This window comes from Acetivibrio straminisolvens JCM 21531, from assembly GCF_000521465.1.
Taxonomy (GTDB): domain Bacteria; phylum Bacillota; class Clostridia; order Acetivibrionales; family Acetivibrionaceae; genus Hungateiclostridium; species Hungateiclostridium straminisolvens.
In genome coordinates this window covers 1-26885 of record NZ_BAVR01000002.1, presented here as the reverse complement: position 1 = coordinate 26885, position 26885 = coordinate 1, and the positions used below count along the sequence as shown (strand labels likewise).

At 39.3% G+C, this 26885-nt stretch carries 24 protein-coding genes and 4 pseudogenes; 2 read left to right on the top strand and 26 right to left on the bottom strand.

Features of this window, described 5'->3' with window-relative positions; translation table 11 throughout:
• Window positions 1-8: 8 nt before the first annotated feature.
• The 20 genes and pseudogenes from pknB to JCM21531_RS24185 form a co-directional block, all read right to left on the bottom strand.
• On the bottom strand, window positions 9-2066 hold the full coding sequence (gene pknB, locus JCM21531_RS00605; RefSeq protein ID WP_038286632.1) for a Stk1 family PASTA domain-containing Ser/Thr kinase: 2058 nt from the start codon (window positions 2064-2066) through the stop codon (window positions 9-11).
• Between the two features lie 67 nt (window positions 2067-2133).
• Entirely contained in the window at window positions 2134-2871 is a 738-nt protein-coding gene (locus tag JCM21531_RS00600) for a Stp1/IreP family PP2C-type Ser/Thr phosphatase (RefSeq protein ID WP_038286630.1), read from the bottom strand.
• A 62-nt stretch (window positions 2872-2933) separates the two neighbouring features.
• A pseudogene (rlmN, locus tag JCM21531_RS00595) lies at window positions 2934-3982 on the bottom strand (dual-specificity RNA methyltransferase RlmN).
• Between the two features lies 1 nt (window position 3983).
• Window positions 3984-5350: pseudogene (rsmB, locus tag JCM21531_RS00590) on the bottom strand (16S rRNA (cytosine(967)-C(5))-methyltransferase RsmB).
• Entirely contained in the window at window positions 5350-6033 is a 684-nt protein-coding gene (locus JCM21531_RS00585) for a zinc metallopeptidase (protein ID WP_038286626.1), read from the bottom strand. Before JCM21531_RS00585 ends, rsmB begins: the two are co-directional and overlap by 1 nt.
• Before the next feature lie 15 nt (window positions 6034-6048).
• Window positions 6049-6270, bottom strand: coding sequence for a DUF116 domain-containing protein (locus JCM21531_RS23365; RefSeq protein WP_279378941.1), 222 nt, complete (start codon window positions 6268-6270; stop codon window positions 6049-6051).
• Window positions 6194-6544, bottom strand: coding sequence for a DUF116 domain-containing protein (locus tag JCM21531_RS00580; protein ID WP_279378945.1), 351 nt, complete (start codon window positions 6542-6544; stop codon window positions 6194-6196). Before JCM21531_RS00580 ends, JCM21531_RS23365 begins: the two co-directional genes overlap by 77 nt.
• Before the next feature lie 244 nt (window positions 6545-6788).
• A pseudogene (gene fmt, locus JCM21531_RS00575) lies at window positions 6789-7723 on the bottom strand (methionyl-tRNA formyltransferase).
• 32 nt (window positions 7724-7755) lie between these two features.
• Window positions 7756-8268, bottom strand: coding sequence for a peptide deformylase (gene def / locus JCM21531_RS00570; protein WP_038286623.1), 513 nt, complete (start codon window positions 8266-8268; stop codon window positions 7756-7758).
• Between the two features lie 46 nt (window positions 8269-8314).
• Window positions 8315-9007, bottom strand: coding sequence for a helicase-related protein (locus JCM21531_RS19750; protein WP_243466983.1), 693 nt, complete (start codon window positions 9005-9007; stop codon window positions 8315-8317).
• The gene (priA, locus tag JCM21531_RS00565; protein WP_243466982.1) at window positions 8944-10617 is read right to left on the bottom strand and encodes a replication restart helicase PriA; all 1674 of its coding nucleotides are present in this window, start codon (window positions 10615-10617) and stop codon (window positions 8944-8946) included. The genes JCM21531_RS19750 and priA overlap by 64 nt, the downstream gene beginning before the upstream one ends.
• Window positions 10590-10760, bottom strand: coding sequence for a hypothetical protein (locus JCM21531_RS19745; protein WP_243466981.1), 171 nt, complete (start codon window positions 10758-10760; stop codon window positions 10590-10592). Before JCM21531_RS19745 ends, priA begins: the two co-directional genes overlap by 28 nt.
• 292 nt (window positions 10761-11052) lie before the next feature.
• Window positions 11053-11343 carry a hypothetical protein gene (locus JCM21531_RS00560; protein WP_243466980.1) on the bottom strand — a complete coding sequence of 97 codons (291 nt, stop codon included), beginning with the start codon at window positions 11341-11343 and terminating at the stop codon, window positions 11053-11055.
• A complete protein-coding gene (locus JCM21531_RS23360; protein WP_279378940.1) occupies window positions 11343-11465 on the bottom strand; it encodes a hypothetical protein in 123 nt (40 codons plus the stop codon). The genes JCM21531_RS00560 and JCM21531_RS23360 overlap by 1 nt, the downstream gene beginning before the upstream one ends.
• A gap of 82 nt (window positions 11466-11547) precedes the next feature.
• Window positions 11548-12114, bottom strand: coding sequence for a polyprenyl synthetase family protein (locus JCM21531_RS23355; RefSeq protein WP_279378939.1), 567 nt, complete (start codon window positions 12112-12114; stop codon window positions 11548-11550).
• Window positions 12090-12503, bottom strand: a complete 414-nt coding sequence (locus JCM21531_RS23350; protein ID WP_279378938.1) for a polyprenyl synthetase family protein — start codon at window positions 12501-12503, stop codon at window positions 12090-12092. The genes JCM21531_RS23355 and JCM21531_RS23350 overlap by 25 nt, the downstream gene beginning before the upstream one ends.
• A gap of 28 nt (window positions 12504-12531) precedes the next feature.
• Window positions 12532-13044 carry a Gx transporter family protein gene (locus JCM21531_RS00550; protein WP_038286618.1) on the bottom strand — a complete coding sequence of 171 codons (513 nt, stop codon included), beginning with the start codon at window positions 13042-13044 and terminating at the stop codon, window positions 12532-12534.
• 55 nt (window positions 13045-13099) lie between these two features.
• On the bottom strand, window positions 13100-13480 hold the full coding sequence (locus JCM21531_RS00545; RefSeq protein ID WP_038286613.1) for a NusG domain II-containing protein: 381 nt from the start codon (window positions 13478-13480) through the stop codon (window positions 13100-13102).
• On the bottom strand, window positions 13464-14279 hold the full coding sequence (locus JCM21531_RS00540; RefSeq protein ID WP_243466979.1) for an FAD:protein FMN transferase: 816 nt from the start codon (window positions 14277-14279) through the stop codon (window positions 13464-13466). Before JCM21531_RS00540 ends, JCM21531_RS00545 begins: the two co-directional genes overlap by 17 nt.
• On the bottom strand, window positions 14276-14527 hold the full coding sequence (locus JCM21531_RS24185) for a hypothetical protein (protein ID WP_243466978.1): 252 nt from the start codon (window positions 14525-14527) through the stop codon (window positions 14276-14278). Before JCM21531_RS24185 ends, JCM21531_RS00540 begins: the two co-directional genes overlap by 4 nt.
• 345 nt (window positions 14528-14872) lie before the next feature.
• Between JCM21531_RS24185 and JCM21531_RS00535 the strand changes: the two genes are divergently transcribed.
• Entirely contained in the window at window positions 14873-16648 is a 1776-nt protein-coding gene (locus JCM21531_RS00535) for an FAD-dependent oxidoreductase (protein WP_038286610.1), read from the top strand.
• A gap of 137 nt (window positions 16649-16785) precedes the next feature.
• Here the strand turns inward: JCM21531_RS00535 and JCM21531_RS00530 are convergent, their stop codons facing one another.
• The 4 genes from JCM21531_RS00530 to JCM21531_RS00520 all read right to left on the bottom strand — a co-directional run bounded on the left by JCM21531_RS00530 (window position 16786) and on the right by JCM21531_RS00520 (window position 19355).
• Window positions 16786-17472 (bottom strand): single-stranded DNA-binding protein, encoded by a 687-nt coding sequence (locus tag JCM21531_RS00530; protein WP_038286607.1) that lies wholly within the window; start codon window positions 17470-17472, stop codon window positions 16786-16788.
• 385 nt (window positions 17473-17857) lie between these two features.
• Window positions 17858-18034, bottom strand: a complete 177-nt coding sequence (locus JCM21531_RS19735; protein ID WP_243466977.1) for a hypothetical protein — start codon at window positions 18032-18034, stop codon at window positions 17858-17860.
• Window positions 18031-18474: a Mur ligase family protein gene (locus JCM21531_RS19730; protein WP_243466976.1), complete on the bottom strand. Its 444-nt coding sequence runs from the start codon at window positions 18472-18474 to the stop codon at window positions 18031-18033. The genes JCM21531_RS19735 and JCM21531_RS19730 overlap by 4 nt, the downstream gene beginning before the upstream one ends.
• Before the next feature lie 110 nt (window positions 18475-18584).
• Window positions 18585-19355: a polysaccharide deacetylase family protein gene (locus JCM21531_RS00520; protein WP_038286604.1), complete on the bottom strand. Its 771-nt coding sequence runs from the start codon at window positions 19353-19355 to the stop codon at window positions 18585-18587.
• 273 nt (window positions 19356-19628) lie between these two features.
• On the opposite strand from JCM21531_RS00520, the gene asnB reads away from it, so the two are divergent.
• Entirely contained in the window at window positions 19629-21470 is a 1842-nt protein-coding gene (gene asnB / locus JCM21531_RS00515) for an asparagine synthase (glutamine-hydrolyzing) (RefSeq protein WP_038286602.1), read from the top strand.
• Window positions 21471-21526: 56 nt separating this feature from the next.
• Here the strand turns inward: asnB and JCM21531_RS00510 are convergent, their stop codons facing one another.
• A complete protein-coding gene (locus JCM21531_RS00510) occupies window positions 21527-22759 on the bottom strand; it encodes a peptidylprolyl isomerase (protein WP_038286598.1) in 1233 nt (410 codons plus the stop codon).
• Window positions 22760-23018: 259 nt separating this feature from the next.
• Window positions 23019-26797: pseudogene (locus JCM21531_RS00505) on the bottom strand (phosphoribosylformylglycinamidine synthase).
• Window positions 26798-26885: the final 88 nt, after the last annotated feature.

Sequence of the window (26885 nt, the reverse complement as noted above, 5' to 3'; positions counted from 1 at the left end):
ATACCTCCTTAAACCTCTTCCGCAGACTCAGTTTGACTTGCTTCATTTGTTTCATTTGCTTCTTTTGCTTCTTCTGTTTTTTCTGCATTATTTTCAGTATTATTATTTCTGGTAGTATTTTCCGTGTTACGCTTATTAAATTCCTCCGTAAACTCCATATAACTTTTATTGTCAAGATAAACTCTTACAAAAGTACTTCCTCCATTGGGTACAGGTATTGAAATCGTTATCGGGAAGTCACTTTTTTTCCGTACTTCACTGTACAAGGTTTCAACTTTGTTGGTATCCGATCTTGTTATGTTGACCAAAAGCTTTATATTTTCTCCGAAATTGTCGGGATTGTCAAGCTCAATAGTACGAGCTACGAGCTTCTGATCAGGATTGTAATCCTCAAGGTATATGTTCACAGGAGTTCCCTCTTCAACCTCAACACCAGCTTTAGGTTCCTGCCTAATTATCTTGTCTCTGGCATACGTCATATCTTCCGGGAATATTTTACCCATGGTAAGATTTGCTCCCACCAAGAGATTTAAAGCCTCACTTTTTGTCTTTCCCACCAGGTTCGGAACCAGACTGTATTTTATCTCCGGTCCTAAACTTTTATAAACTTTTACAACAGTACCGGGCTTTACTTCTTCGTTTATGTCCGGTTCTGTCCTGATTACGACACCCTTTGAAACAATATCATTGTACTCTTCAACTTTCTCAGGTTTAAGTCCCAGCTGTATAAGTTCTATTTCCGCCTGCCTGTATTCCATTCTTCTGAGATCCGGTATTTTTACAAGCAACGGACCGTTACTTACTTCAAATTCAATCTTCGCAAATTCTCCGGGCTTAATTTTTTCTCCAACGGCTTTATCTTGAGAAATTATTATATCCTTCGGTATATCATCATGATTTTTCCTTATTTCCACTGCTTTAATATCGTATTGGGACAACTTGCCTTTTACCTCATAGAAATTCTGATTCCTGTAATCTTCAACAACAAAATCCTCAGGCTTGCTAAACATTGAAAAGACGACATCCCCCAAGCCCGTTATCATAAAGGCACCTAAAACCAAAATAACCAGAATTGACGTCACCACTGCCAAAATAGTGGTTTTATTGTCTTTTTTCTTCTTTTGTACCATTTCATCACCTGCTTTTTTAGATGTATCACTCTCAATAGCAAGTTCCTTCTTCTTAATTGACGGAATTCTTACCGTAGGACTGTCTTCTGCGGTTCTAGCCTTCATAAACTGGGCATCGGGCTCTTTTAAGACTCTGTGCAAATCCCGCAGCAACTCGGATGCAGATTGATATCTTAATGTCTGATCTTTTTGAATGGCCCGCATAACAATACTGTTAACACCCGCAGGTATATCCTCTTTGATACTTACAGGCTCTGCCGGTTCATCCTGAATATGTTTTATTGCGACAGCAACAGGAGACTCTCCGTCAAAGGGAAGCATCCCTGTCAAAAGTTCGTAAAGCACTATTCCCAAAGAGTACAGATCCGATTTTTCATCGGTAAACCCTCCTCTTGCCTGTTCCGGTGAAAAATAATGTACCGAACCTATTGTGTTCCCAGCCATGGTTATGGTGGATGAGCTGACAGCTCTTGCAATACCGAAATCCGTAACCTTTAACATGCCATCCTTTGTAAATAGAATGTTGTGCGGCTTTATATCCCTGTGAACAATGTGATTTTTGTGGGCATGTTCAATAGCCTGAGTTATCTGGATGGCAATATTTACTGCATCTTTCCAGTAAAGAGCTCCGTTCTCCTCAATATATTCCTTCAATGTCTGCCCGTTTACATACTCCATAACAATATAATGGATGTCATTTTCATGGCCTACATCATATATGGAAACAATATTTGGATGCGAGAGACTTGCAGCAGCCTGAGCCTCTATCTTAAATCTTTTTAGAAATTCCTCATCGTTTATAAACTCCGATTTTAAAATCTTAACTGCCACAAATCTGTTTAACAATCTGCATTTTGCTTTATATACAAGGGCCATTCCGCCCCCACCGATTTTCTCGATTAACTCATATCTATTTCCAAGAATTTGACCAACCATATTAAGCACCTCTGCTTTTCATAGCATTATCAATTAACATCTAACTCCCTATTTTGATATTCTCCCCTTAGCTGTTTTTTACCACAATGACCGTAATATTGTCTTCTCCACCCTTTTCATTTGCAAGTCGTACAAGCTCACTACATGACACTTCAGGGTCATCGTTTTTTATAATTATGTCCAATATCTCATTCTCTTTTAACATGTTTGTCAATCCGTCAGTGCATAAAACAAATATATCATTTTCCTCTATTTCAACGGTAAGTGTGTCGATGAGAATCTTTTCCTCACAGCCTAAAGCCCTTGTAATTACATTCCTCTTAGGATGATTCTCCGCTTCTTCCCTTGTTAATGAACCGTTTTTAATCAATTCCTCTATGTATGAATGATCAGTTGTAACCTTTTCCATTTTTCCGTCTCTAATCAAGTATACTCTGCTGTCTCCCACATGGCCAACATACATTTTGTCTTTCAGTATAACGGCTGTAATAAAGGTGGTGCCCATGCCGAAGTTGAGTTGTGATTCTGCAGCTCTGTTAAATATCACGGTATTTGCTTCTTCCATAAGTTCTTTTATAGTAGAAAGTATGCTTTCCTCACTGGAGAATAGTTCTCGGTGCTCTAATATGTACTTTTCTGCAAATTCAACCGCCATTGTACTGGCCAATTCTCCCGAACTGTGTCCACCCATTCCGTCGGCAACAACAAAGACATCCGGAACACCAGCATGCCCCGTTATTAATTTGTAGTTATCCTCATTTTGCTCCCTTACTATTCCCCTGTCGCTTTTCGCTGCAAATCTCACCCTATCACTCCCCTGTTTAGCTTGAAATGTTGTACATTTAAATAGCCTTAAGTGCCCAAACCCTAATATACCGTCTGTCCATCTTCCATAAGGCTCCTTCGAAGCTGTCCGCACGCAGCATTTATGTCACTTCCAAGTTCACGCCTTACAGTAGTTTCGACACCATGCCTTTCAAGAATTTCTTTGAATACCGCTATTTTCTCCTTTGAACTTCTTTCAAATCCGGTATCTGATACAGTATTTACCGGTATCAGATTGACATGGCACAACATGCCCCGGATCCTTTTTGCAAGCTCCAATGCACTTTCCTTTGAATCATTCACTTCGTCAATCATAGCATATTCAAAGGTAATCCTTCTATTAGTAGCCTCAGTATATATCTTACATGCTTCAATAATTTTGTCAATAGAATACCTTTTATTTACAGGCATAATTTTTTCTCTGATGGTATCATTTGGAGCATGAAGAGAAATGGACAATGTAACAGGTATTTTTTCTTCTACCAGTCTTAAAATCTCGGGAACAAGCCCACAGGTAGAAACCGAAATATGCCTTGCCCCCAAATTAACACCATCCTTGTGATTTATGAGCCTTAAGAACTTCACCACGTTTTCATAGTTGTCCAAGGGCTCTCCTATGCCCATTATTACTACATTTCCAATCCTGTTTTTTGAATCATTCTGTATGGTCAAAATCTGGTCAAGCATCTCCCCGGTGTGAGATTTCTGACAAATCCGGCACCTGTAGAGGCACAAAATTTGCACCCCATTTTGCAACCCACCTGGGAAGAAATACAAGCACTAAACCCATGCATATATTTCATAAGGACGCTTTCAATAATATTACCGTCCTTTAATCTGAACAGATATTTAATTGTGCCGTCAATTCTTGAAACAAACTTTTTTATGATTTCAAACCTGTTTATATATGCCTTTTCTCTTAACTGCTCCCTCAATTCTTTTGAGAGATTGGTCATCTCATCTATGTCTTTAATTCCTTTGTTGACCCACTGGAAAATCTGCTTCGCCCGAAATTTTTGCTGACCCATTTCAGCCATCATATTCTCAAGTTCCTCTATCGTCATGCTGAGAAGGTCTACTTTTGTGTCCATTTTAATTACTCCTTTTTCTCATTCTTGCAATAAAAAATCCATCAATTCCGTCTATATTCGGATATAGTTGAATGTATCCTTTGCGCGCACTTTCTTTTCTTAAAGTGTCCGGAAGAAAGCTTGTTATATCTTCCAAATAGAAGTCTTTATTTTCTTCAATAAACTTTTCCACCGCTTTTTCATTCTCTTCCGGCTCTATGGTACAAGTACTGTACACAAGTACACCACCGCTTTTAACATATTTTGATGCAGTAGAAAGAATTTTTTCCTGAAGGCTCACAATCTCAGCCTTATCCTCCAAATTTCTCGACCATTTTATATCAGGCTTCCTTCTTATTATACCAAAACCGGTACACGGAGCATCCACCAAAACCCTATCAATTTTCCCACCAATTTGCTGTCCAAAACTGCAGCATCAAACACCTCTGTTTTGATTATCTCAAGCCCCAGTCTTTCTTTCGCCTGCTCTATAAGCTTTATTTTATGTTCATGAATGTCTCTGGATATGACAGTCCCCCGGTTTTTCATAATCTGAGCTATATGAGTGGACTTTCCCCCGGGTGCGCTGCAAACATCAAGTATTGTCTCTCCCGGTTTTGAGTCCAATACCTTTGCCACAAGCATGGAACTTTCGTCTTGTACTTGAAAATATCCCTTTGCAAAGGCCTCAATTTTTTGAACCGCCGAAGGATTTTTTATTATCAGTGCTTCATCCAGATACTTCCCGTTTTCAACTTCAAATCCGTCCTCTGCTAAAATGTCTGTCAGTTCTTTTTTGGATATTTTTAAATCATTCACTCTGACCGTAAAGGGTGCAACGTCATTATTGGCTTTTAAAAGCCCTTCGGTAAATTCATCCCCAAAAAGGTCAAGCCAATCCTTTACCATCCATAAGGGATGGGAATATTTTATTGAAAGATAGTGTGCCGTATCCTTGCTTCTATCGGGATACGGCAGGCTCTCCTTATTTCTTGCTATATTTCTCAAAACAGCATTAACATATTTGCTACTAGCAGTATGACCGTACTTTGCCGCAAGCTTCACACTTTCATTACATGCAGCAGAAACGGGTATTTTATCCGTGTAAATCAGCTGATAAATACCCGTCCTCAAAACATTGAGTATCCATGGAGAAATCTTCTTAATTTTAATTAACGAAAACTTCTCAATCAAATAATCAATGGTATATTGCCATTTTAATGTACCGTACACAATATCAGTGATAAAGGCCCTGTCAACACTCTCAAATTCCAAGCTATTCAAATATTTATTCAGGGAGATATTCGAATATGCTCCCTTTTCATTGATATCGTACAGTATTTTAAGTGCAGTCTCCCTGGGTTTGTCAACTTTTGCTCTCATATCCATCAATCTCTTCTTTTCGTAAGCATAATCAGACGCAGAAGGTTTCCAACCGCGACGGCAGCTGCTGCAACATAGGTCATAGCCGCAGCGGACAACACCTTCTTTGCCGGGTCAATTTCGTCATAATTTAGCACTCCGGTATCTTCAATGGTTCGTATAGCTCTGCTGCTTGCATTAAATTCAACAGGCAGAGTAACTAGATAGAAAGCTACTGCAAGAGAGAAAAATATTATTCCCAAATTAACCAAAAAAGGTAATCCAAAAAACAATCCTGCTATCGCCAGCGGAAAGCCCAAGTTTGAACCTATATTTGCCACCGGAACCAAAGTGCTTCTTAAAACCAGCGGACCGTATTGCTCACTGTGCTGAATGGCATGACCGGTTTCGTGAGCTGCAACTCCAATTGCCGCCACAGAATTGCTGCTGTATACAGACTGGGAAAGCCTAACCACTTTTGTTCTAGGGTCATAATGGTCTGTGAGTTTTCCCGCAACCATTTCAACCCTGACATCACTAAGCCCGTTTCTTTCAAGAATCAACCTGGCTATATCCGCTCCCGTCATACCGCTGGTATTTCTAACACGACTGTATTTATTGAATGTACTTTTTACCTTGAACTGTGCAAATAATGAAAAAAGAAGCGCAGGTAAAACAAAAATTAAATAGTATTGATCAATACCGTACATGGCAAAACCTCCTTTTTAATCCATTATTATATTTTCAAGCTTTTTCTTAAGAGCATTAACATCTACATTTGTATTATAGCACGGACCGTTAGGTCTGTCATTTATTATTCCAATGACAGGTATACTCCCAACATCGGCAATACCGCTGCTCAAATCCCTCTCACATGCTACAGAAACAATAATTTTGGGCCTTATCTTTGAAACAATGTTCCTTGCTGCAGTCCCTCCGGTAACCACATAAACCGGAACCTTTTTTTTCTAAGGCTATGTCAGCTATAGAACCAATGCAGCACTTTCCGCACCTTTTGCAGTTATTTATGTCATTTGTTATTTTATATTGACACTCGGAATACTGCAAACAATGGGGAAGAAGTATGATTATCTCATCGGGACTGTATTTTTTATCCAGAGTCCCTACCAGCAAATTGTTAAAATCAATATAAAATTTCTTTACCGCGTCCTTATTGCCCCTAAACAACCCTGTCAATACAATGACCAAAGGAAAAAGCATTTTTAACCCGATTCTTGCAATATTCAAAATCGGTTTGCCTGCATTTTTGCGCCGGTAAACATACATAATAGCTATAGAAGAAACGAAATAAAACAACGTAACTATTATTGTAAGAAGTATTAAAACCAATAATATAAAATTATATGTATTTATTGTAGAGTAACTGTACAATAGCCCAAAAGCAATCAATACGGATATAAACAAAACAAGTACAGTACCCATTAAGGAAGCAAACTTTCTATAGCTATTGTCCAAGTATTTCACCTTCGTCCATTCTATGTCCGCAAATATATTCCTCTATGGTCATTCTCCTTGAAGATTCAAATTGTACTTCTTTTATTAAAATCATTCCAACACCGCAAGCAACAACAAGACCTTCTTTTCCTGCTTTTAAAATTGCACCCGGTGTAGAATTATGGTTTTCTTCGTTTAAAACGGATGTGACCCATACTTTCATCTTCTGTCCCTTATAATATGTAAACGCCACCGGCCACGGATTGGTACCTCTTACGAGATTGTGAACAGCCCTTGCCGGCTTTGACCAGTCAATACATCCGACAGATTTATCCATAATCGGAGCATATGTAGCCTGATCATGGGGCTGGGGAATCCTTTGGAGAGTACCGTCCTCAATCTTTTTAACGGTATCCTTCAAAACCTGTGCTCCAAGCTGGGCAAGCTTGCTATACAGCTCTCCTGCGGTCATATCTTCGGGTATCTCTATTTCAGCCTTAAGTAGCATATCCCCTGTATCCATGCCTGCATCGGTATACATTGTCGTAATCCCGCTGGTCTTTTCTCCGTTTATTATCACCCAATTTACCGGAGCCGCTCCCCTGTATTTGGGAAGAAGCGAACCATGAACATTTATGCACCATAGGGAGGTATGTCCAGAACATCTTGGGGAAGAATTTTACCGTAAGCCGCAGTAACCAACAAATCAGGTTTTAAATCCCGGATAGCATTCACAAATTCAGGGGTTTTTACCTTTGACGGCTGCAAAACCTCGATATTGTTTTTTATTGCAAACTCTTTTACGGGAGGCATAGCCGTTTTCTTGCCCCTGCCCTTGGGTTTGTCGGGCTGAGTAACAACTGTCACCACTTCATATCCTTCCCTTACAAGCATTTCAAGGCTCGGAACGGCAAATTCCGGAGTACCCATAAAAACTATTCTCAAAGCTGTCACCTCATTTTTCTGGAAATCCATTTTTATTCATTATCCTTTATTCTTTTGATTTTTCGTTTCTTTTCTCTTCTCTTTTCCATTTCATCATCATCAATAAAGCGTATAACCTTGTCTTTGAACAAAATACCGTCAAGGTGGTCAATTTCATGGCATAATGCAACAGCAAGAAGCTCTTTGCCTTCTACGGTTATTTTTTCGCCTTCCCGATTCAAAGCTTCTACCACAACCCTTGCTGGCCTTTTTACCTCTCCGGCAACTCCGGGTATGCTAAGGCATCCCTCTACATCTATCTGCTCGCCTTCCTGCTCTATTATTTCAGGATTTATAAGCTCCATCAATCCATCTCCAACGTCAATTACAACCACTCTCTTTAAAATACCCACCTGAGGTGCTGCAAGACCTACGCCGTTAGCAGCATACATCGTTTCTACCATATCATCCAGCAGTGTTTTAATTTTTTCATCGATAACATCAACTTTCTTCGATACCTTTCTTAATATTTCGTCTCCATCTTCTCTAATAAATCTTACAGCCATTTTCCTTCCCCCATGTATTTATTTAGTTTACAAAAATATAAATGTATTATAACATATTAACCGGATTTATATCCACACTTAAGGCGACAGAATTTTTCGCACTGTTTGAATAATAACTGTCCGAAACTTTTGTCAATACATCTATAAGTTTATCTGATTCTTCGCATTTTATTACTATTCTCCACCTATATTTATTCTTTATTTTAGACAGCGGTGCTCTAAGCGGCCCTAAAATCTGTTTCTTCGAACCGTCATCTTTAAAATGTTTACACAGCTCATTTTTGACAAAAAGCGCTCTGTTTAATACCTGTTTGTCATTTATTCCGCTCAGTATCAGCGACGCCAAATGCGTAAAAGGAGGATACAGAAGCTTCTCTCTCACAAGGATTTCATTGTTGTAAAATGAAATATAGTCCTGTTCACAAGCGCAGACAATACTATAGTTATCCGTGTTGTACGTTTGAATTATCACCCTTCCGGGAATCGTTCCCCTTCCGGCTCTTCCGGCAACCTGAGTAAGCAGTTGGAATGTTCTCTCCGCAGCTTTAAAGTCCCCTGCGTTTAGAATGCTGTCTGCCGCAAGTACTCCTACCAGTGTGACATTGGGAAAATCATGACCCTTGGCAATCATCTGAGTTCCCACCATTACATTTATATTGTTGTCTCTAAAGTTTCTCAGTATCTCCTCGTAAGATTTTTGCCCGTGGTGGTGTCCAAATCCATTCTTATTACGGTACAACCCTCAAACTGCTTTTTAATCTCTTCTTCAATCCTCTGGGTACCCGTACCGAAATTCCTTATATGATTGCTTTTGCATTTCGGACAGCTCTCGGGGTTCTTTACGGTATAGCCGCAGTAGTGGCAGATAATTCGCTCCTCATGGGAATGGTATGTCAGCGAAACATCACAATAAGGGCATTTTAAAACATAGCCGCAGTTTCTGCAAAGTATAAATGTTGCATAACCCCTTCTGTTTAAAAAAACGATTGTTTGCTGTCCGTTATCTATGTTTTTCCTAATCTCATCTTTAAGACACCGGCTAAACACAGACCTGTTCCCGGCGTTCAGTTCATCCCTCATATCAATGATTCTAACTTCGGGAAGGAGCATGTTGTTGGCCCTTTTGTTCATCTCCAAAAGCTCAATTTCCCCTGTCTTTGCCCTGTAATAAGTCTCCACCGACGGCGTGGCCGAACCGTGCAATAGCACCGCATTTTCAATGATACATCTTTGCCTTGCAATATCGGCAGCATGATATTTGGGCACAATTTCCGATTTGTAGGAGCTTTCATGTTCCTCATCTATTATCACCAGTCCGAGATTGTCAAAGGGCGCAAATACAGCCGACCTTGCCCCGACCACAACCTTGGTCTTGCCATCCCTTACAAGCCTCCACTGGTCAAATCTTTCCCCCAGGGACAAACGGCTGTGAATTACCGCCACGTCCTCTCCAAATCTCCCCTTAAACCTATTCACCATCTGGGGAGTCAGCGATATTTCAGGAACCAGCACAATGGCCTGTTTTCCCATATTGATGCAGTGTCCTATCAATTGAAGGTAAACTTCGGTTTTTCCGCTTCCCGTGATTCCATGCAGCAAAACTTCCTGAAACTTTCCCGAATCCGTCATGTTTTTTACCCTGTCTATTACAATTCGCTGTTCATCCGTGGGATTCATGGGAAGAGTTCTCTCATAGGTCATGTTGGCTGCAGGGTCCCTTGTAACCTCAATATCTCCAAACTCCAAATACCCGTTTTTTTTCAGAGTCTCCAAAACACTGGCCGACACCCCGACAAAGCGCACAATGTCCCCCACCGGAATGTATTCATTTTCAACAAGAAGTTCAAGTATTCTTATATGCTTGATATTTTTAATCTTGTTGCTCTCAATATCGTAAATTACCTCTTCCCAAGGCTTTGCAAGATATACCACTCTGATGTGTTTTTCCTTCACTTTAGAGGTAAACTCCTCATGTATCTCGATACATCCTTGCTTTACAAGACTGTTAATATGTTTTGCAAAGGTTTTGGCATTTACCTGCTTTTTTAATTCTTCATACTCCATTTCACCGCCGTTATTAGCCAAAACATCAATTATTTTTTTAATACTTTCCTTAAATTCACCCTTATCCTTTTTCAGCCTGACAATTTTTGTACTGCTTACTCCTATTCCCGGCGGAAGCATGCATTTTATGGTGTCGGAATAGGTGCAAATATACTGTTTTTTCATCCAATATGCCAGCTTTATCATATTTTCCTTCAAAACGGGCTTATCGTCTATAACTCTACTTATCTCTTTCAATGAAGAAACTTCAGGGTCGCTTAACAGCTCCAGGACATAACCCTCCACCAGCCTGTTTGACTTTCCGAAGGCACAATCACCCTCATACCCGGTACTATACTGTCAATATATTTATCAGGAATTATATAGTGATAATCTTTATCAAATTTTCTTGTGGCGTTGCTAACAGCAACTGAAGCAATTTTGATCATCCCAGCACCCTTTTACAAGTTTTTTGCTACATCATCTTATTATAACATTGTACATCATTTGCACGCCAACAGTATTATAACACATAATACTGTTATTTCACTTAAAGACTCTAAAAAATAAAAGCTCGGGACATCGAGTCCCTTCGCTTTTGCCTCTTTCATTTCATTCCAAGAGGCCAAATAAAAAGCCAAGGATACATTTTAGTTCTCCTTGGCTCAATATAATTTCCACATAAACGCAAACCTTCTGTCCGGCTTTATCTGCCCAAAAACAAAATCCCTTTTCCAGCCTCTAATAACACTCCTTTATAAACTCAGGCATGGAATCGGGATCACCTTCAATCGAAACATAAAAATCAACATTAAATTTTTCTGAGATGTCATTAAAACCTTCGAATAGCTCTTTCATTTCATCAGGCAACTTCCTGACAATACGTATCAGGTCATCAATATATACCCACTTAATATCAAAATTGCCTGAAATTATGCCGCAGATAAAACCGAGAAAAGTACAGGAACTGCTGATGTCCATCGGAAACTCAGATACATTGATGAACCTAACTTTGTGATTCAGGTCGTACATTAACTGGCTGCTTCCGTCAATAAAACTGCGTCGCCCAAAGCTGTTGACACGAAACTGTTTGCAGAATCTACAAGTGTCCTTGTCTTTCCGACACCCTTTTTGCCACAAACCACTTTAATCATCAGCATCTATCCTTCCTATATTAATTTTACCCTCTAATTATACAATAATATAAATTCCAAATCTTTTCAAGCCCATTTTGCATCACAACGCCATAATTATTCTTTCAAAAGCCTTTTTATATTCGTTATCCGGAAGATTCTCAAGTTCTTTTATTGCTTTTTCAATGTATTTATTAAGAAGACTTCTTGATTGCTCGATTCCACCGGATTTTTTAATCAATTCTACTACACTGGCCGCATCTTCCCCGTCAATATCTCCTCTTTTATCCAAAAAACTCTGAAGAATATCCCTCAATTCAGGCTTTAACCTAAGCCCCAATATTACAGGCAGGGTTATTATTCCTTCCAATATATCGTTGCCCACAGGCTTATCCTCCTCATATTGGGCTTTGGTATAATTGTTGATATCGTCCTTTATTTGAAAGGCCATTCCATAGTAGAATCCAAACTTGACAAGACTTCTTGAAATCTTTTCGGGACATTTTGCGATATCAGCCCCCAACGCACATGCCGAGCTAAAAAGCACTGCAGTTTTTCTGCCTATTCTTTTCAAATAGGTAAACACTGAGGTTTCAATGGAGTATTTGTGCTGATACTGGTCAACCTCACCTTCACATATTGCTTTTATGCCTTTTGCAAGAATACCCACCTTTTTTCCGGAACATTACCGGCCAGCAATAAAACAGCTTTAGTATACAAATAATCTCCCACATACACAGCCATATCCACGCCAAATTTTTCAGATATGGTAACCCGGCCCCTCCTGAACTTCGTCCTGTCTATAATATCATCATGCACCAGCGTGGCGGTATGAAGAATTTCAATTGCCGCAGCAGCAGGAATAACTTTTTTTCTGTTATACTTTCCAAATTGGGATGCAAGGATAACAAAAGCAGGTCTCAGCCGCTTTCCCCCTGATTGAACAATTTCACTTACAGTCTCATTTAAAAGCCGGTTTCTAGACCTGACATTTTTATATATAAACTCCTCTATCAAGGCTAATTCCTTTTCAATTTCAGGATAATGTGACAATAGCATTTTCTCATATCCCCTTTTAAAGAAAATATTACTCAAATATCTTTGTTTTCCTCAATGCATTTTCCAAAAAACTGCTGACAAGTCCCACAAAAAAACCCATTATACAGCCTGATATCAAAAGCACCGGCAAAACCACAGCGACTGCCAGATCCTTCATTAATAAAGCTGCTATCAGTATCTGACCGATATTATGCGAGATTGCTCCTGCTATACTTATTCCCGTTATACTGAATTTATTATTTCCTGATTTAAAAAGAACCGACATGACGACAGCGCTAAGCACTCCTCCCGTTACGCTGAACAGGAAAAGCATCCATCCCCCTCCACCAAATATTGACGAAAGAACGCACCTCACAATTACCACCGAGACAGCTTCCCTAAATCCAAAGAATATAATTGCTATAACAGTTATTATATTGGCAAGCCCAAGCTTTACTCCCGGTACAGGAGTAGGAATGGATATCCAAGATTCAATTAATGATAGAATCAAAGCTTGAGAAACAAACAACCCAAGCAAAACTGTCTTTTTTACATTATTCACTTTTATTACCTCATAATCTTATGTTTTAATATAACTTAGTAAATTTATAGAGCTTCTAATACGTAACTATGTCCACATTATCCGATTGACCTTCAATCTTTATCATAGTTCTGTTGGGAAGGCAGACCGCCATATCCCCTTTTTCCGTGAGCCAGCCGGTGTTTACGCACACTCTGTCCGGACAGCCGGCATCCTTAAACCTGATTCGTCCTTTTTCCACCAATATTATATTGCTATAATCACCCGAAACCGCAATTTCCATAGGCTCACTTACAGCATCTATGTCAATCCTTTTTATCTCCTCGTTGTCTTTTATAATAACTGCTATTTTATTAGTATTTGCCCCCGAACTTTTGTAAAGGGAAACACCAATAAAAGATGCAGCTATTAATATTATGACAAACCCGAAAATAATTAAATCATCTTTTTTCAACATATTCAAATTCCTTGCTTTCATCCCGAAATACGAAAGTGTCTTTTAGTCCGTCCGTAACATATATTTCTTTATCCTCAGTAATGAAAACAGCCTCTACTCCTTCAAGGCTTTCAATGAGCTTCATGCCTTCCTCAAGCCCCAACACAAAAACCGTTGTAGACAGGGCATCGGCATCTATTGAATAGTCTGAAATGATAGTGGTCCCGATAAGTCCTGTATTGGCAGGATATCCGGTCTTGGGATCCAAAATATGGTGGTATCTCACACCATCCTTCTTGAAAAACCTTTCATAATCACCGGAACTCACTACGGCCTTGTCCTTCACGCTAACGATACCAATATAGGAGCTATCCTTGCCTCTGGGGTTTCTTATGCCCACATTCCAAGGTCTTCCGTCGGGTTTGGCGCCAAGCGTTAAAATATTTCCTCCAAGGCTTATCATTGCAGACTTTACCCCGTGTTTTTTGTATATCTCAACCGCTTCATCCGCAGCAAAACCCTTTGCAATTCCTCCAAGGTCCACAATCTGTCCTTGTTTTGCCAGCATAGCCTTGGAATTTTCAAAGTCAATATTTATATCTTTATAATTTACCAGGTTCAAAAGATCATCTATTTCAGTTTTCGACGGTACCTTCGGATTATCAGTAAATACGCCCCATGACTTCACCAAAGGCCCTATGGTAACGTCAAAGGCACCTTTACTTATTTCGCTATATTGTTTGGCTTTATCAAGCACATACAGGGTATCCTCGCCAAGGCTTACATACTCTTTGCCTGCCGCATCATTTAAAAGGTTCACTTCTCCCCTGGCTTGTTAATTGTCATAGCCGCTTCAATCTCTGTTATTCTGTCATTTACCTCTTTTGCAATCGCATCGGCATTTTCATGGTATATTTTTTGTAAAACAAAGGTCCCCATCAAGAAATCCTGAGTTTCATAGAAATTCGAAGAATTATATCCGCACGATGCAAACAAAACACCCATGCACAAAACCATACTTAAAATAATTGCTGCAAACTTTTTTGTCATACAATCACCAATTAGCAAACAATGCCCCTCATAAGGCACTATTATTATTCAACCAATATAATTATTTATTCCCAAGGATTTATAAAACTATCATTCAAGTTAAAATTATATTATACCGAAAAATAATATGTCAATTATAAAAGTTTAACCTATAAATAATAATTTCTAATACAAGGATAATTTGTGTTATATATAAAAATCCGTGGTATATAATATATGTATTACACAATATATAAACTATTATGTTCATTTCCATCTTGTTGAACTAATAGAAATTTATTAAAATTATTAAAAGACAAACATAATACAGGTGTAATATGGAAAGACAGTACTTAAGACTATTTTTATGCAAGGAGGATGCGAATGTCTCAAAAAGTATTGATATTGGGAGCCGGATATGCAGGAATCGAAGCTGCTTTGACGCTCCAAAAAAAGAAACGTAAAACAGATGATATCGAAATAACCATCATCGACAAAAACTCTTATCATACTCTTCTTACAGAACTCCACGAAGTTGCCGGAAACAGAATAGATGAAGATGCCGTTATAGTACCGTTGAAAGATATTTTTGCATATACCGATGTAAAAGTCGTTAAGGACGAAATCAAAGACATTGATTTAAAAAATAACAAACTCATATCCGACACCAAAGAGTACCAATATGATTATCTTATTTTTGCAGTTGGAAGCGAACCCAACTACTACGGTATTCCGGGTATGGAAGAACACGCTTTCCCCTTGTGGTCCTTTAAGGATGCGGTTGCAATAAGGGAACATATAAAAGACTGCTTTCACAAAGCTTCCCGCACCGACGACCCAAAAACAAGAAAAGCTCTTCTTACCTTCGTTGTAGGCGGTGGCGGTTTTACCGGCGTTGAAACTATCGGGGAAATCGCTCACTGGGTTAAATCCTTATGCAGAGAATACAATATTGAAAGAGATGAAGTTGACTTAAAGCTGATTGAAGCTTTGCCAAAGATATTAAGCAACCTAAAAGAAAAGAATATCAACAAGGTCATGAAATACCTCACAAACACCTTGAAGGTTGATGTTCTATTAAACAGTGCAATAAGTAAGCTAAACGAAGACAGCGTCGAACTTAAAGACGGGCGCACAATACCGACAAAAACCCTTATCTGGACTGCAGGAATAAAAGCTTGCTGCCTCACCGACAATGTTTCCATGGAAAAAGGAAAAGCTTGCAGAATAAAGGTGGATAAATACGCCGGAACTCAACACAGAAATGTATATGCGGTCGGAGATACTTCATGCTTTGAGTACGAGGGACACACGCTCCCGGCATTGGTTGAGGCGGCATTGCAGACCGGAAAGGGAGCTGCATTAAACATACTCAATGATATCAGAGGCAAAGACAGAGAAGAAATAAAGCCCAAGCTTCATGGAGTCATGGTTTCCGTCGGAAGCTTCTTTGCTGTTGCGGAAATTATGGGACTACAGCTTCCAAGACTTTTTGCAATATTGATGAAATACCTTGTAAACGTACATTATTTGTTTGGAATTGGCGGTTTTGAACTTGTATTAAGGTATATCAAACACGAATTTTTCAAAAAGAAACAGGACAAATTCCTGCTGGAAAAACACTATTCCGTCACAAGTCCCACTTTCTGGCTTGTTCCCTTACGCCTCTTTTTAGGATATTCGTGGCTTATGGAAGGACTAAACAAGCTGTTTGAAGGATGGCTCAGCACCCCGATGCTGGCAGGCATGGCTGTTGACGGTCAGACCAGTGCTTCTGTAACCGAAACCGGGGAAAAGGTGTTTAGAATCATTTCATCCCACACCCCCTCATGGTATGCCTTTATAGCAGAAAAAATTGTAATTCCCAACGCCTTACTTTTCCAATGGCTTATAGTCCTTACCGAAATAGGTCTGGGTATTGCATTTATTTCGGGAACATTTACGTTTATAGCAGGTTTGGGTTCATTGGCACTAAATTTCAACTTCTTGTTGTCAACAGGATTGTACGAGACTTCTTGGTGGTATATCCCGGCTGCAATTTGTATGCTTGCCGGAGCCGGAAGGGCCTTTGGAGTAGACTATTATCTTATTCCGTATCTTATGAGGCAATGGAGATACTTTGTAAGAAACCGAAGAATAAAACTCTTTCTTTTTCGATAACCGTGTAAATTAAAATACTTATAAAAACTAAAAAATTAATATCAAAAAGGTGACCTGTAGAAATTCAGATCACCTTTTTTATGTTATTGCTACACTTATAAATTGCATCAAAGAAACATCATAAAAAATCACGCCCATCAATTTCCATTCTCTTCCTGCGTTTCTTCCTGTTCTTGTTCCTCTTTCTTACCTTCTTCTGAACATATCTCCATCTTGGAAACAGAAACCTCGTATGCCACCTTTGTTACAATCTCTCCCGTTTCCAATTTCTTCTGATATTCACGGCTTTGTATCCTTCCCCATATCTTTATGTTCTGGCCAACCTCAAGCCCGGCTGAATATCTGGCATTTCTTCCCCAGCAAATACATGGTATGTAGTCCGACTTGTTGTACGGTCTGTTGACGGCCAGCAATATATCCGTAATTTCCCTACCAAATGGAGTTGTTCTGTATATGGGCTTTTTACATATAAAACCGTTCAGAAAAATCTGATTCGGATTTTTGACCTTCTTATCGTCCTCCAAGAAACTGATTTCTCTGGCAAACACAGTTAGTATAAGTTTGCTTCCATCAGTAGTGTTGTAATTGTTGTAGGAACGAAACTGTCCCTCTACCTCAATGAGTTTGCCTATTTGCAAGCTCTGCTTCGAAATCAGCCGCTCCGACACTGTAACAATAATTCTGTCATAGCTCTCGCTCAGTCTTGGAACCTCCAATGTAAAGCAATAAAAACCCTCACCGTAAACCTCATGACTAAATTCTGCTTCTGATACTATCTTACCGGAAATGGTCACCATGTTGTTCTCAATGATGTTTCCGACCATCCGACCCCCACACTCCTCTCTTAGGCTTCTTACGTATATCCAATAATTTATCTAATGTAATGTTATTCACCTGTGATGCTTTTTAGAATTACTTTATTCACACATTAGCTAAATTTGTGTGTGTTTTATGAAAGAAGCTAATAATTTTATATAAATATGCTGAAATAAAACCCAATCAAAAATGTTCCTAAAGAAAGGAATCCGGCGTGGATGCATCCCCTCTTTACATTGATTAATAAACAAAAAACGCCTTGTAAACTTACCTATAATATCCAAAAAACTATTGGCAATCATTATTATATTATATATCGACCAACTTGAAAATGCCTGAAAGTATTTTTATATGACTTGTCTTAGTTTTTCATCTGATTTATATCAAAACCATTTACCAAACAAAGGTTGCAGCAGCCAAAACATTATTAGGATCCACGCTCTCAAGGTCCGTCCTAACCTTAAACTCCTGGGGCTCAATTACCGTTCCGTTTTTCGTATATATCCTTCTTTGCAGGCAACACAGCATATTGTCCTTTGCCACAAGGTCTCCTATGCTGGATGTAGTCATGCTGGCCTTGAGATTAAACCGTAAGTTACAATATAATGTTTAATATCTTTAAAAAACTTGTTTAGTTCGTTATCATCGGCATTTACTATTGCAATGCCTTTTTCTTTCAGCAAGGAAAAAGCCTTTTTCATCAAATGCATATAGTTTTGTTCCATTTCTCCATTTATTTCATCGGCTTTATCTGTAAAAACAATAATATCAAATCTCAAATAGTCATAAATTTCCTTTGAAATCTCAGACAAATCAAGCTTTAGAATAAGAATATCGGTATTGTTTCGCTCAAGCTCAGCCAAATAACTCTTTACAAGTTTGCCGTCCAATCCGGACAAATTCTTTGAATCAACAATACTGATTCGCTTTCTTGAATTGTGCAATATAGAATTAATGATATTTGCAGTTTTTTCCTTGTCATTTTGTCCAACTATTGCTGTTATCAGCACGCGGTTCAAACCCCATTTCTTTTGATAACTGTAATTTTATAATGTACTTTTTTCTTAATTTTATGTAAAAGGATAAAAATCACTCTGCAAATTTTGACAAAGGACTTGCGCTACTGCTTTTTTATTTGCCTGCCTCTATAGTCGATTTCGAAATTTTCCCTCATAATCATTTTTGAAACGGGAATAAAACCATACCCCTTTTCCTTAAGCGATACTATTATTTCCGGAAGTATTTTGGCCGTATGTTCGGTATCATTATGAAATAATATAATAGAACCGTTGTTCACATTCCTAAGCACCCGGTTCTTTATTTCGTCAGCAGTAATTCCCGGCCGCCAATCCAAAGAATCCACATCCCACTGAATGGTATAGTGATTCAATTCCCTAGCGACTCTCACAACGTCATTATTGTAATCACCATAGGGCGGCCTGAACAGATCCACATTTTTTCCCGTAATCTTTTTTAATGAATTGTCACACTTTAATATTTCGCTTTTTATTGCCGAACTGTTGAGGCTTGACATTTTGTAATGGGAATAAGAGTGATTTGCCACATCGTGTCCTTCATCCGAAATCATTTTTACCGCATCAGGGTTCTTTTCAGCCCACACCCCGATAATGAAAAAGGTTGCCTTAACTTCATGCTCCCTCAAGGTATTCAAAATATCGGGTATATCTTCGCTTCCCCAGGCACAGTCAAAGGTCAGGGCAACTTTCTTCTCAGGATAATCCACAGAATAAATGGGAATTTCTCTTTTTTGCTGAAATACTGCAATAACATCTTCGCGGGAAAAATAAAAAAGTGATGCAACGGCCAATATTAGAATTGCCAGGAAGCCATACTTTAATAAGGCATTTACTTTGACAACATAAAACTTCATTTTTCATACTTCCAATTTTTATAATCCTGAATTATACATATTTTGAGTGCCTAAAATATATGACATATAACTCCCATATTTAAAAAGTAGCAATAAGTATTAAGAAAGAATCATTAATTTTCAAAAATTTTGATACAGCCTTCAAGGTAACAAATCATGCTTTTTCAGCATATATTACTGGTATATAAGACTTATCAAAACTTAAGGCAAAGGTGCCACAAGTTATAAGGGCACCTTTATATTTTTATCTAAATATTGGGAGTTGATATTAATATGTGCGGAATAGCAGGTTGGATAAATCTAAAAGCAGACTTAACCGATCAAAAAGATGTATTGAATTCAATGATTGACAGGTTGACACCTAGAGGTCCGGATGCATCCGGAAGCTGGATTTCGCCCAATGCGCTTATTGCCCATAAGCGTTTGATAGTCGTGGACCCTGAAGGCGGATTGCAGCCCATGGTTCGCACTCAAGGTGAAAACAGATATGTCATTACATACAACGGAGAACTTTACAATACTGCGGATTTGCGAGACGAACTTAAGTCAAGGGGTCACGAATTTTTCACCAGCTCGGACACTGAGGTTTTACTTGTGTCTTACATTGAATGGGGCACAAAATGCGTTGAATATCTAAACGGAATATATGCTTTCGGAATTTGGGATGAAGGAAAAAAGAGACTTTTTTTAGGCAGGGACCGTTTCGGTGTAAAACCCCTGTTTTATGCCCAAAGAGGAGATTCTTTGATATTCGGTTCTGAGTTAAAGTCTCTCTTGGCAAATCCCTTTGTAGAACCGAAACTGGATGCTGAGGGTCTGGCAGAAATATTTGCATTAGGTCCTGCCCGAACACCGGGACACGGTGTATTCAAAGATGTTTCTGAGCTTAAGCCGGCTCACTCGATGCTCTTCGATATTAACGGAATACACATACAAAAATATTGGTCGCTGGAAAGCTATCCCCATACCGATGGAGAAAAAGCTACCATTGCCCAAGTCAGAGATTTGGTATTGGACGCCATCATAAGGCAACTTGTGGCCGATGTTCCTGTTTGCACCTTCCTGTCGGGAGGGCTTGATTCAAGCGCTATTACGGCTGTTGCTGCAAAGACTTTTGCTAGTCAGGGCAAAGAACATCTCAACACTTTCTCAATCGATTATGTGGACAACGATATCTATTTTAAGCCCAGCATGTTTCAGCCAAACTCGGATGAACCCTGGATAAGAAAAATGAGTGAAAGCTTTAATACATGTCACCACTATGTAAAATTCGATACACCTCAACTGGTTGATGCACTTATTGATGCTGTAAAGGCACGAGACTTGCCGGGAATGGCAGACATAGACTCATCCCTGTTTCTTTTCTGCCGTGAAGTAAAAAAGCATTCGGTGGTGGCACTATCCGGTGAATGTGCCGATGAGATATTCGGCGGATATCCGTGGTTTCACAACGAGAAAATGCTTTTTGCCGACACTTTTCCATGGGCCGTTTCGGTGCAGGAAAGGACAAAAATACTGTCCCGTGAGCTTTTGAATTTGATAAAGCCTGAAGAATATATCAATAGACGCTATAGAGAAACTCTAAGCGAGGTTCCGCATCTAAAGGGAGAAAACAGGCTAGAAGCCAGAAGAAGAGAAATCTTCTACCTTAACATTAACTGGTTTATGTCCACCCTGCTCGACAGAAAAGACCGCATGAGTATGGCATCAGGCCTTGAAGTAAGGGTTCCCTTCTGTGACCACAGGCTGGTACAGTATGTATGGAATGTTCCATGGGACTTAAAGATGTATAACGGAAGAGAAAAGGGCCTTTTAAGGCAGGCTCTAAAAGGCATAGTACCCGATTATATAATTGAGAGAAAGAAAAGCCCGTATCCCAAAACTCACAATCCTTCATATAAGAAAGCAGTCAGCAAGTGGCTGTTGGAAATACTAAGCGACAGCAGTTCGCCTCTTCATCAACTAATTGATGTAAAAGTGATAAAATCTATGGCAGAAGGAAATTCAGACAACTCAAATCCTTGGTTCGGCCAGTTGATGGCACAGCCTCAAATGTTTGCCTACCTCATACAGGTTGATTTTTGGTTGCGGGAAAACCGAATATCGATTATATAATGAAGATACTAAAAATCCTGGCAGTCCAAACCGCCAGGATTCTTTGATTTATAAGATTACAGCAACTCATCATACCTTACTATCGTAGAAGCATTTTCCCACTCTTTCATCTTTTCGTCCATGAAAGTCGTCTTCTTATCGCTTTGTAACATTTCCTTTATCTCATCCTTCTTCTGTTCCAGTGGATATGATTTTGCATCAGTCTTCTCGTACACTTTTATTATATGATATCCGTAAGGACCTTCAACAAGATCCGATATCTCGCCTACTCCTAAAGCCAGAGAAGCATCTTCAAAACTTTGAATAAATCCACTGTTTTTTGAAACTATATATCCGTCCTTGTAATCTTCTGATTCCATTCCGGGGTCTTCGCCGTATTCTTTTATAAGAGCTTCAAAGTCTTCTCCGCTTTTTGCTTTATTTAATACCTCTTCAGCCTTCGGCTTTATTGCTTCAAGTTTTTCCTTCAGATATGCCTCAGCTTCTTCAGTCTTTCCTTCTTGTGCCAATGTTTTGTACTCCTGCTGTTCTTCATCAGGCAAAGCTATCAATATATGTTTTACCCTTGAACTTGCAGGTTGAAGCAATTGTATTGGGGCATACATAGCTTCCTCAGGGTTTTCCTTTTGAAGCTTTAACTGTTCATCATAATACACTTTGATATCATCATCGGATACCGCAATATCCTTTGTAAGATCCTCCATAAATTCCGTTACAACTATATATTCGGCAGATTGCTGCATATACTCATCCATTGTCAACCTCATAGCCTTAAGCTCTTTATTAATAAAGTCTTTAGCTTCTTTAACAAAATCTTTGCTCTCTGCTTCGGACGGATTCTGCAGCTTTAACTGAGTTGCAAAGCTATTAACCATTTCTTCAAAAGCCTCTGAGGCTTCATTAAGTTTTTCGTCCGTTACCACATAACCTGCTTCTTTTGCCTTTTGCTTGGCAAGTTCTTGCTGTATTAACTGAGTTAATATTTCTTTCTTTATAGTCTTTAACATTTCCTTCATATCATCATTCAGTGAATCCTCGTCTGTAATACCATAATATGCCGCTTGCTGGCTGTATAGAAAATAGAAGTCTTTGTATAAAATCTTTTCACCATTTACTTCTGCTATTACTGTATTGGCCTCTTCTTCCGTCAATGGTGGAGTCTCAGAATTGCCGATTATTCCTTGATCTTTAAACATGGGTCTCAATAAAAAATATGTCGCTACTGACAAACCCGCAATCAGTAGTACTACTATACTGACAACCAGTATTATACTCTTTGATTTTTTCATTCTGATTCATCCTTTTTTTTAATTTTTTAAGCTTAAATACTTTTTCCTCATAAAAACCATTATAACATCTAAGTTTGACTTAATTGTGTCAAAATTGTAAACATTCTTTCGGAAGATGTTTCCCGATTGTCTTTATTTTGTTCATTACCTCACCCCTTATAAAAGTATAAAAACATCTTGTCTTTCTCTACGCCTTTTGATTATAACATATATTTCATAAATACTACATAAATTTTTTTTCAGCTTTTTAAGGGAAATCTTACTTAAAGTAGCTTACACCCGCTTCAAACAACTTTTGATCCTTATTTCCCGGCACATTTTTTGCAACATTGCTTCCTATTCTCTCGGAATGTCCCATTTTACCCAAAACTCTTCCGTCAGGACTTGTTATACCCTCAATAGCCTCGAAAGAGCCATTTGGATTAAACCTTATGTCATAGGTTGCGTTATTGTCAGGGTCAACATACTGGGTTGCTATCTGTCCGTTCTTTTCCATCATCTCAAGCACTTCTTTATTTGCCACAAATCTTCCTTCACCATGGGATACAGCTATGGTATGAACATCTCCCACATTTACATTGTTAAACCATGGTGACAGGGTTGATGTTATTTTTGTCCTAACCATACATGAAACGTGGCGGCCTATTGTATTAAAGGTAAGGGTAGGACTGTCTTCATTAAGGTCCCTGATTTCGCCATACGGTACAAGTCCAAGCTTTATAAGGGCCTGGAAACCATTGCATATACCCAGCATAAGTCCGTCTCTCTGCTTAAGAAGCCTCATTACCGCTTCTTTTACTCTCGGGTTTCTAAATGCCGTGGCTATAAATTTTCCTGAACCGTCAGGTTCATCACCGCCGCTAAATCCTCCAGGTATCATCACAATCTGGGAATTGTCAATCCTTTTTGCCATTTCTCTTATAGATTCATCTATTTCGGCGGATGTAAGATTCTTTATTACAAGCATATCCACCGCACCGCCGGCCTTTTCAAAAGCTTTGGCAGTATCGTATTCACAGTTGGTTCCGGGGAATATGGGCATAAATATTCTTGGTTTTGCCACTGAAACAGACGGCTTTATATTATTCCTCTTTTCATATTTGTACTGTTTTGGGGCACCGCTTACAAGCTCTGTATTTGTCGGGAAAACCTTCTCCAAAGGCTCCTGCCATTTTTGGCAAAGCTCCTCTATATCAAGGCTGACATCTTTAAAGTCAATTGCTTTTTTCTCCTGAGTAACACCCAAAACTTCATACTCTACGCCTTTTAACAATTCATCCAAGTTACTGTTCTCATCCATCTCCAGAACGACAGACCCGTAAAGGGGCTCAAAAAGACTTCTTGCATCTATAGACGCCTCAAACCTAAATCCTATCATATTTCCAAAGCACATTTTGCTTACCGCTTCAGAAATTCCACCGCTTCTAACAGTGTGAGATGCAAGCACCTTTCCTTTCATAATCATTTCATGTATCACTGTATAATTTTTATCCAACTGGACAAAATCCGGCAATCCCTTTTCATCTATTTTCAGAGGAACCAAAACAACTTACTTCCGGCTTTTTTAAATTCGGAAGACACTGTATAATTTACGTCCATTGTTGCAACGGCAAAGGAAACCAAAGTCGGAGGTACATTCATATCCTTAAAGGTTCCCGACATACTATCCTTTCCTCCAATGGCAGGTATGCCCATCTTGGTTTGAGCGTAATAAGCACCAAGCAATGCACTAAAGGGCTTGCCCCACTTTTTAGGTTCCTTACCCAGTTTCTCGAAATACTCTTGTAGGGTCAATCTTATTTTTTTGTAATCTCCACCCATCGCAACAATTTTAGCAACAGATTCTATCACAGCAAACATCGCCCCATGGAACGGACTCCACTTTGAGATTGAAGGATTGTATCCAAAGGTCATAAGCGTACCGGTGTTTGTTTCTGCGTCCAGTACCGGAATCTTTGCCGCCATTCCTTCCGAAGGTGTAAGTTGATACTTTCCGCCGAAAGGCATCAGCACAGTCCCGGCACCGATGGTGCTGTCGAATCTCTCTACAAGTCCTTTTTGGCTGCATACATTCAATCTCTGCAAGTTTCCAATCCATGCATCACGAAGATTCTTTGCGTAATCCTCAACTTCCTTAGGAATTCTGTCAAAATAATATTCTTCTTCCGAAGGAGCAGCAACCAAAACATTGGAATTTTGCTTTACCCCGTTGGTATCGAGAAAATCTCTTTTAATATTTACAATTGTCTTATCTCTCCAGTACATTACAAGCCTTCTGTCATCTGTTACCTCTGCAACAGGTGTAGCCTCCAGGTTTTCTTCGCCTGAAGCTTTAATAAAGGCTTCAACATTGTCTTTTGACACCACTACAGCCATTCTTTCCTGAGATTCCGAAATGGCAAGCTCAGTACCGTCAAGTCCCTCGTACTTTTTAGGCACTGCATCAAGGTTTATTCTAAGTCCTTCCGCAAGCTCACCTATAGCAACGGATACTCCTCCAGCACCAAAGTCATTGCATTTCTTAATCATGGTGCTGACCTCAGGCTTTCTAAACAGCCTCTGAATTTTTCTTTCAGTTAGAGGATTACCCTTTTGCACTTCGGCTCCACAGGTAAGCAAAGACTCTTCCGTATGCTCTTTTGAAGAGCCGGTAGCTCCTCCGCAACCGTCACGGCCTGTCCTTCCTCCAAGGAGTATGATTACATCTCCGGCTTTGGGCTTTTCTCTTTTTACATTCTTTCTCGGAGCAGCACCAATTACCGCACCGATTTCCATTCTCTTTGTCACAAAATCTTCATCATAAACTTCGGCAACCTGTCCGGTAGCAAGACCTATCTGGTTTCCGTAAGAACTGTAACCCTGAGCTGCCTCTGTTGTTATCTTTCTTTGAGGAAGCTTTCCCGGTATGGTGTCCTCTATACCGGTACGCGGATCGCCGCTTCCCGTTACACGCATAGCCTGATACACATAGGATCTTCCCGACAACGGGTCTCTTATGGCACCTCCAAGGCAAGTGGCAGCTCCTCCGAAAGGCTCTATTTCCGTCGGATGGTTGTGGGTTTCGTTTTTGAACATCACAAGCCACTCTTCTTTTTCCCCGTTTACATCCACATCAACTACTATACTGCACGCATTTATCTCCTCAGACTCATCAAGGTCTTTTAACATTCCTTTTTTCTTTAACTCCTTCATGCCCATCACTGCGATGTCCATAAGGCAGATATCTTTTTCTTTGTTACCGTAGACAAACTTTCTTGACTCAAGATAGCCCTCATAAGCCTCCTTAACAGGTGCTGTAAACCTGCCTTCTTCAATATCCACACTCTGTATATTGGTAAGGAATGTGGTATGACGGCAGTGATCGGACCAATAGGTGTCAATAACCTTTATTTCGGTAATGGTAGGGTCCCTCTTTTCATCGTCCCTGAAATACTTCTGGCAAAATTCCAGATCTTCCAAAGACATCGCAAAACCCATGCTGTCTGCAAAAGCTTTAAGCTCCTCACGGTTCATGTCAATAAATCCCTTTAAAACCTTTACATCTTCAGGAACACTCACTTCCACATCCAGAGTTGACGGCTTTTCCAAAGATGCTTCCTGTGATTCTACAGGGTTTATCAGATAATTCTTTACCTTTTCATATTCTTCCGGTGACACGTCCCCTTGAAGCACAACAAGCCTTGCAACCTTGACTTCGGGTCTTTCCCCGTGGGTCAGTATCTGAATGCATTGTGAAGCAGAATCCGCCCTCTGGTCATATTGCCCGGGCAAATACTCTATAGCAACTATTTTATCCTTTTCATCTATATTTATGGTTTCGTCAAAAACCTCTTCTACCGGCGGCTCGGAAAATATGGTCCTCTTCGCGCTTTCATACTCCTCATCGGATATTCCCTCAACATCATATCTGTTTATTATCCTAACTCCGGAAAGTCCGGTGATTCTGAGGTTTTCTTTCAAATCCCTGTACATTCTTTGGGCATCCAAATCAAAACCCTTTTTCTTTTCGACAAAAACTCTTCTTACAATCTTAACCATACCAGTACCTCTTTCAAATAATTTTTTTCGACATTTTGATGAATACAAATACATTATAATATGATAAAATAAATAAGTAAAATTAATA

Coding starts and splice junctions, on each gene's coding strand:
- JCM21531_RS19745 (WP_243466981.1), bottom strand. CDS start 10,760: ATGATCAAAATTGCTTCAGTTGCTGTTAGCAACGCCACAAGAAAATTT.
- JCM21531_RS00560 (WP_243466980.1), bottom strand. CDS start 11,343: ATGTACGACCTGAATCACAAAGTTAGGTTCATCAATGTATCTGAGTTT.
- def (WP_038286623.1), bottom strand. CDS start 8,268: ATGGCTGTAAGATTTATTAGAGAAGATGGAGACGAAATATTAAGAAAG.
- JCM21531_RS00530 (WP_038286607.1), bottom strand. CDS start 17,472: ATGGTCGGAAACATCATTGAGAACAACATGGTGACCATTTCCGGTAAG.
- JCM21531_RS00585 (WP_038286626.1), bottom strand. CDS start 6,033: ATGTACGGTATTGATCAATACTATTTAATTTTTGTTTTACCTGCGCTT.
- JCM21531_RS23360 (WP_279378940.1), bottom strand. CDS start 11,465: ATGATTAAAGTGGTTTGTGGCAAAAAGGGTGTCGGAAAGACAAGGACA.
- JCM21531_RS23350 (WP_279378938.1), bottom strand. CDS start 12,503: ATGCTATTGTCACATTATCCTGAAATTGAAAAGGAATTAGCCTTGATA.
- JCM21531_RS00545 (WP_038286613.1), bottom strand. CDS start 13,480: ATGTTGAAAAAAGATGATTTAATTATTTTCGGGTTTGTCATAATATTA.
- pknB (WP_038286632.1), bottom strand. CDS start 2,066: ATGGTTGGTCAAATTCTTGGAAATAGATATGAGTTAATCGAGAAAATC.
- JCM21531_RS00535 (WP_038286610.1), top strand. CDS start 14,873: ATGTCTCAAAAAGTATTGATATTGGGAGCCGGATATGCAGGAATCGAA.
- JCM21531_RS00510 (WP_038286598.1), bottom strand. CDS start 22,759: ATGAAAAAATCAAAGAGTATAATACTGGTTGTCAGTATAGTAGTACTA.
- JCM21531_RS00520 (WP_038286604.1), bottom strand. CDS start 19,355: ATGAAGTTTTATGTTGTCAAAGTAAATGCCTTATTAAAGTATGGCTTC.
- asnB (WP_038286602.1), top strand. CDS start 19,629: ATGTGCGGAATAGCAGGTTGGATAAATCTAAAAGCAGACTTAACCGAT.
- JCM21531_RS00580 (WP_279378945.1), bottom strand. CDS start 6,544: ATGCTTTTTCCTTTGGTCATTGTATTGACAGGGTTGTTTAGGGGCAAT.
- JCM21531_RS19735 (WP_243466977.1), bottom strand. CDS start 18,034: ATGACTACATCCAGCATAGGAGACCTTGTGGCAAAGGACAATATGCTG.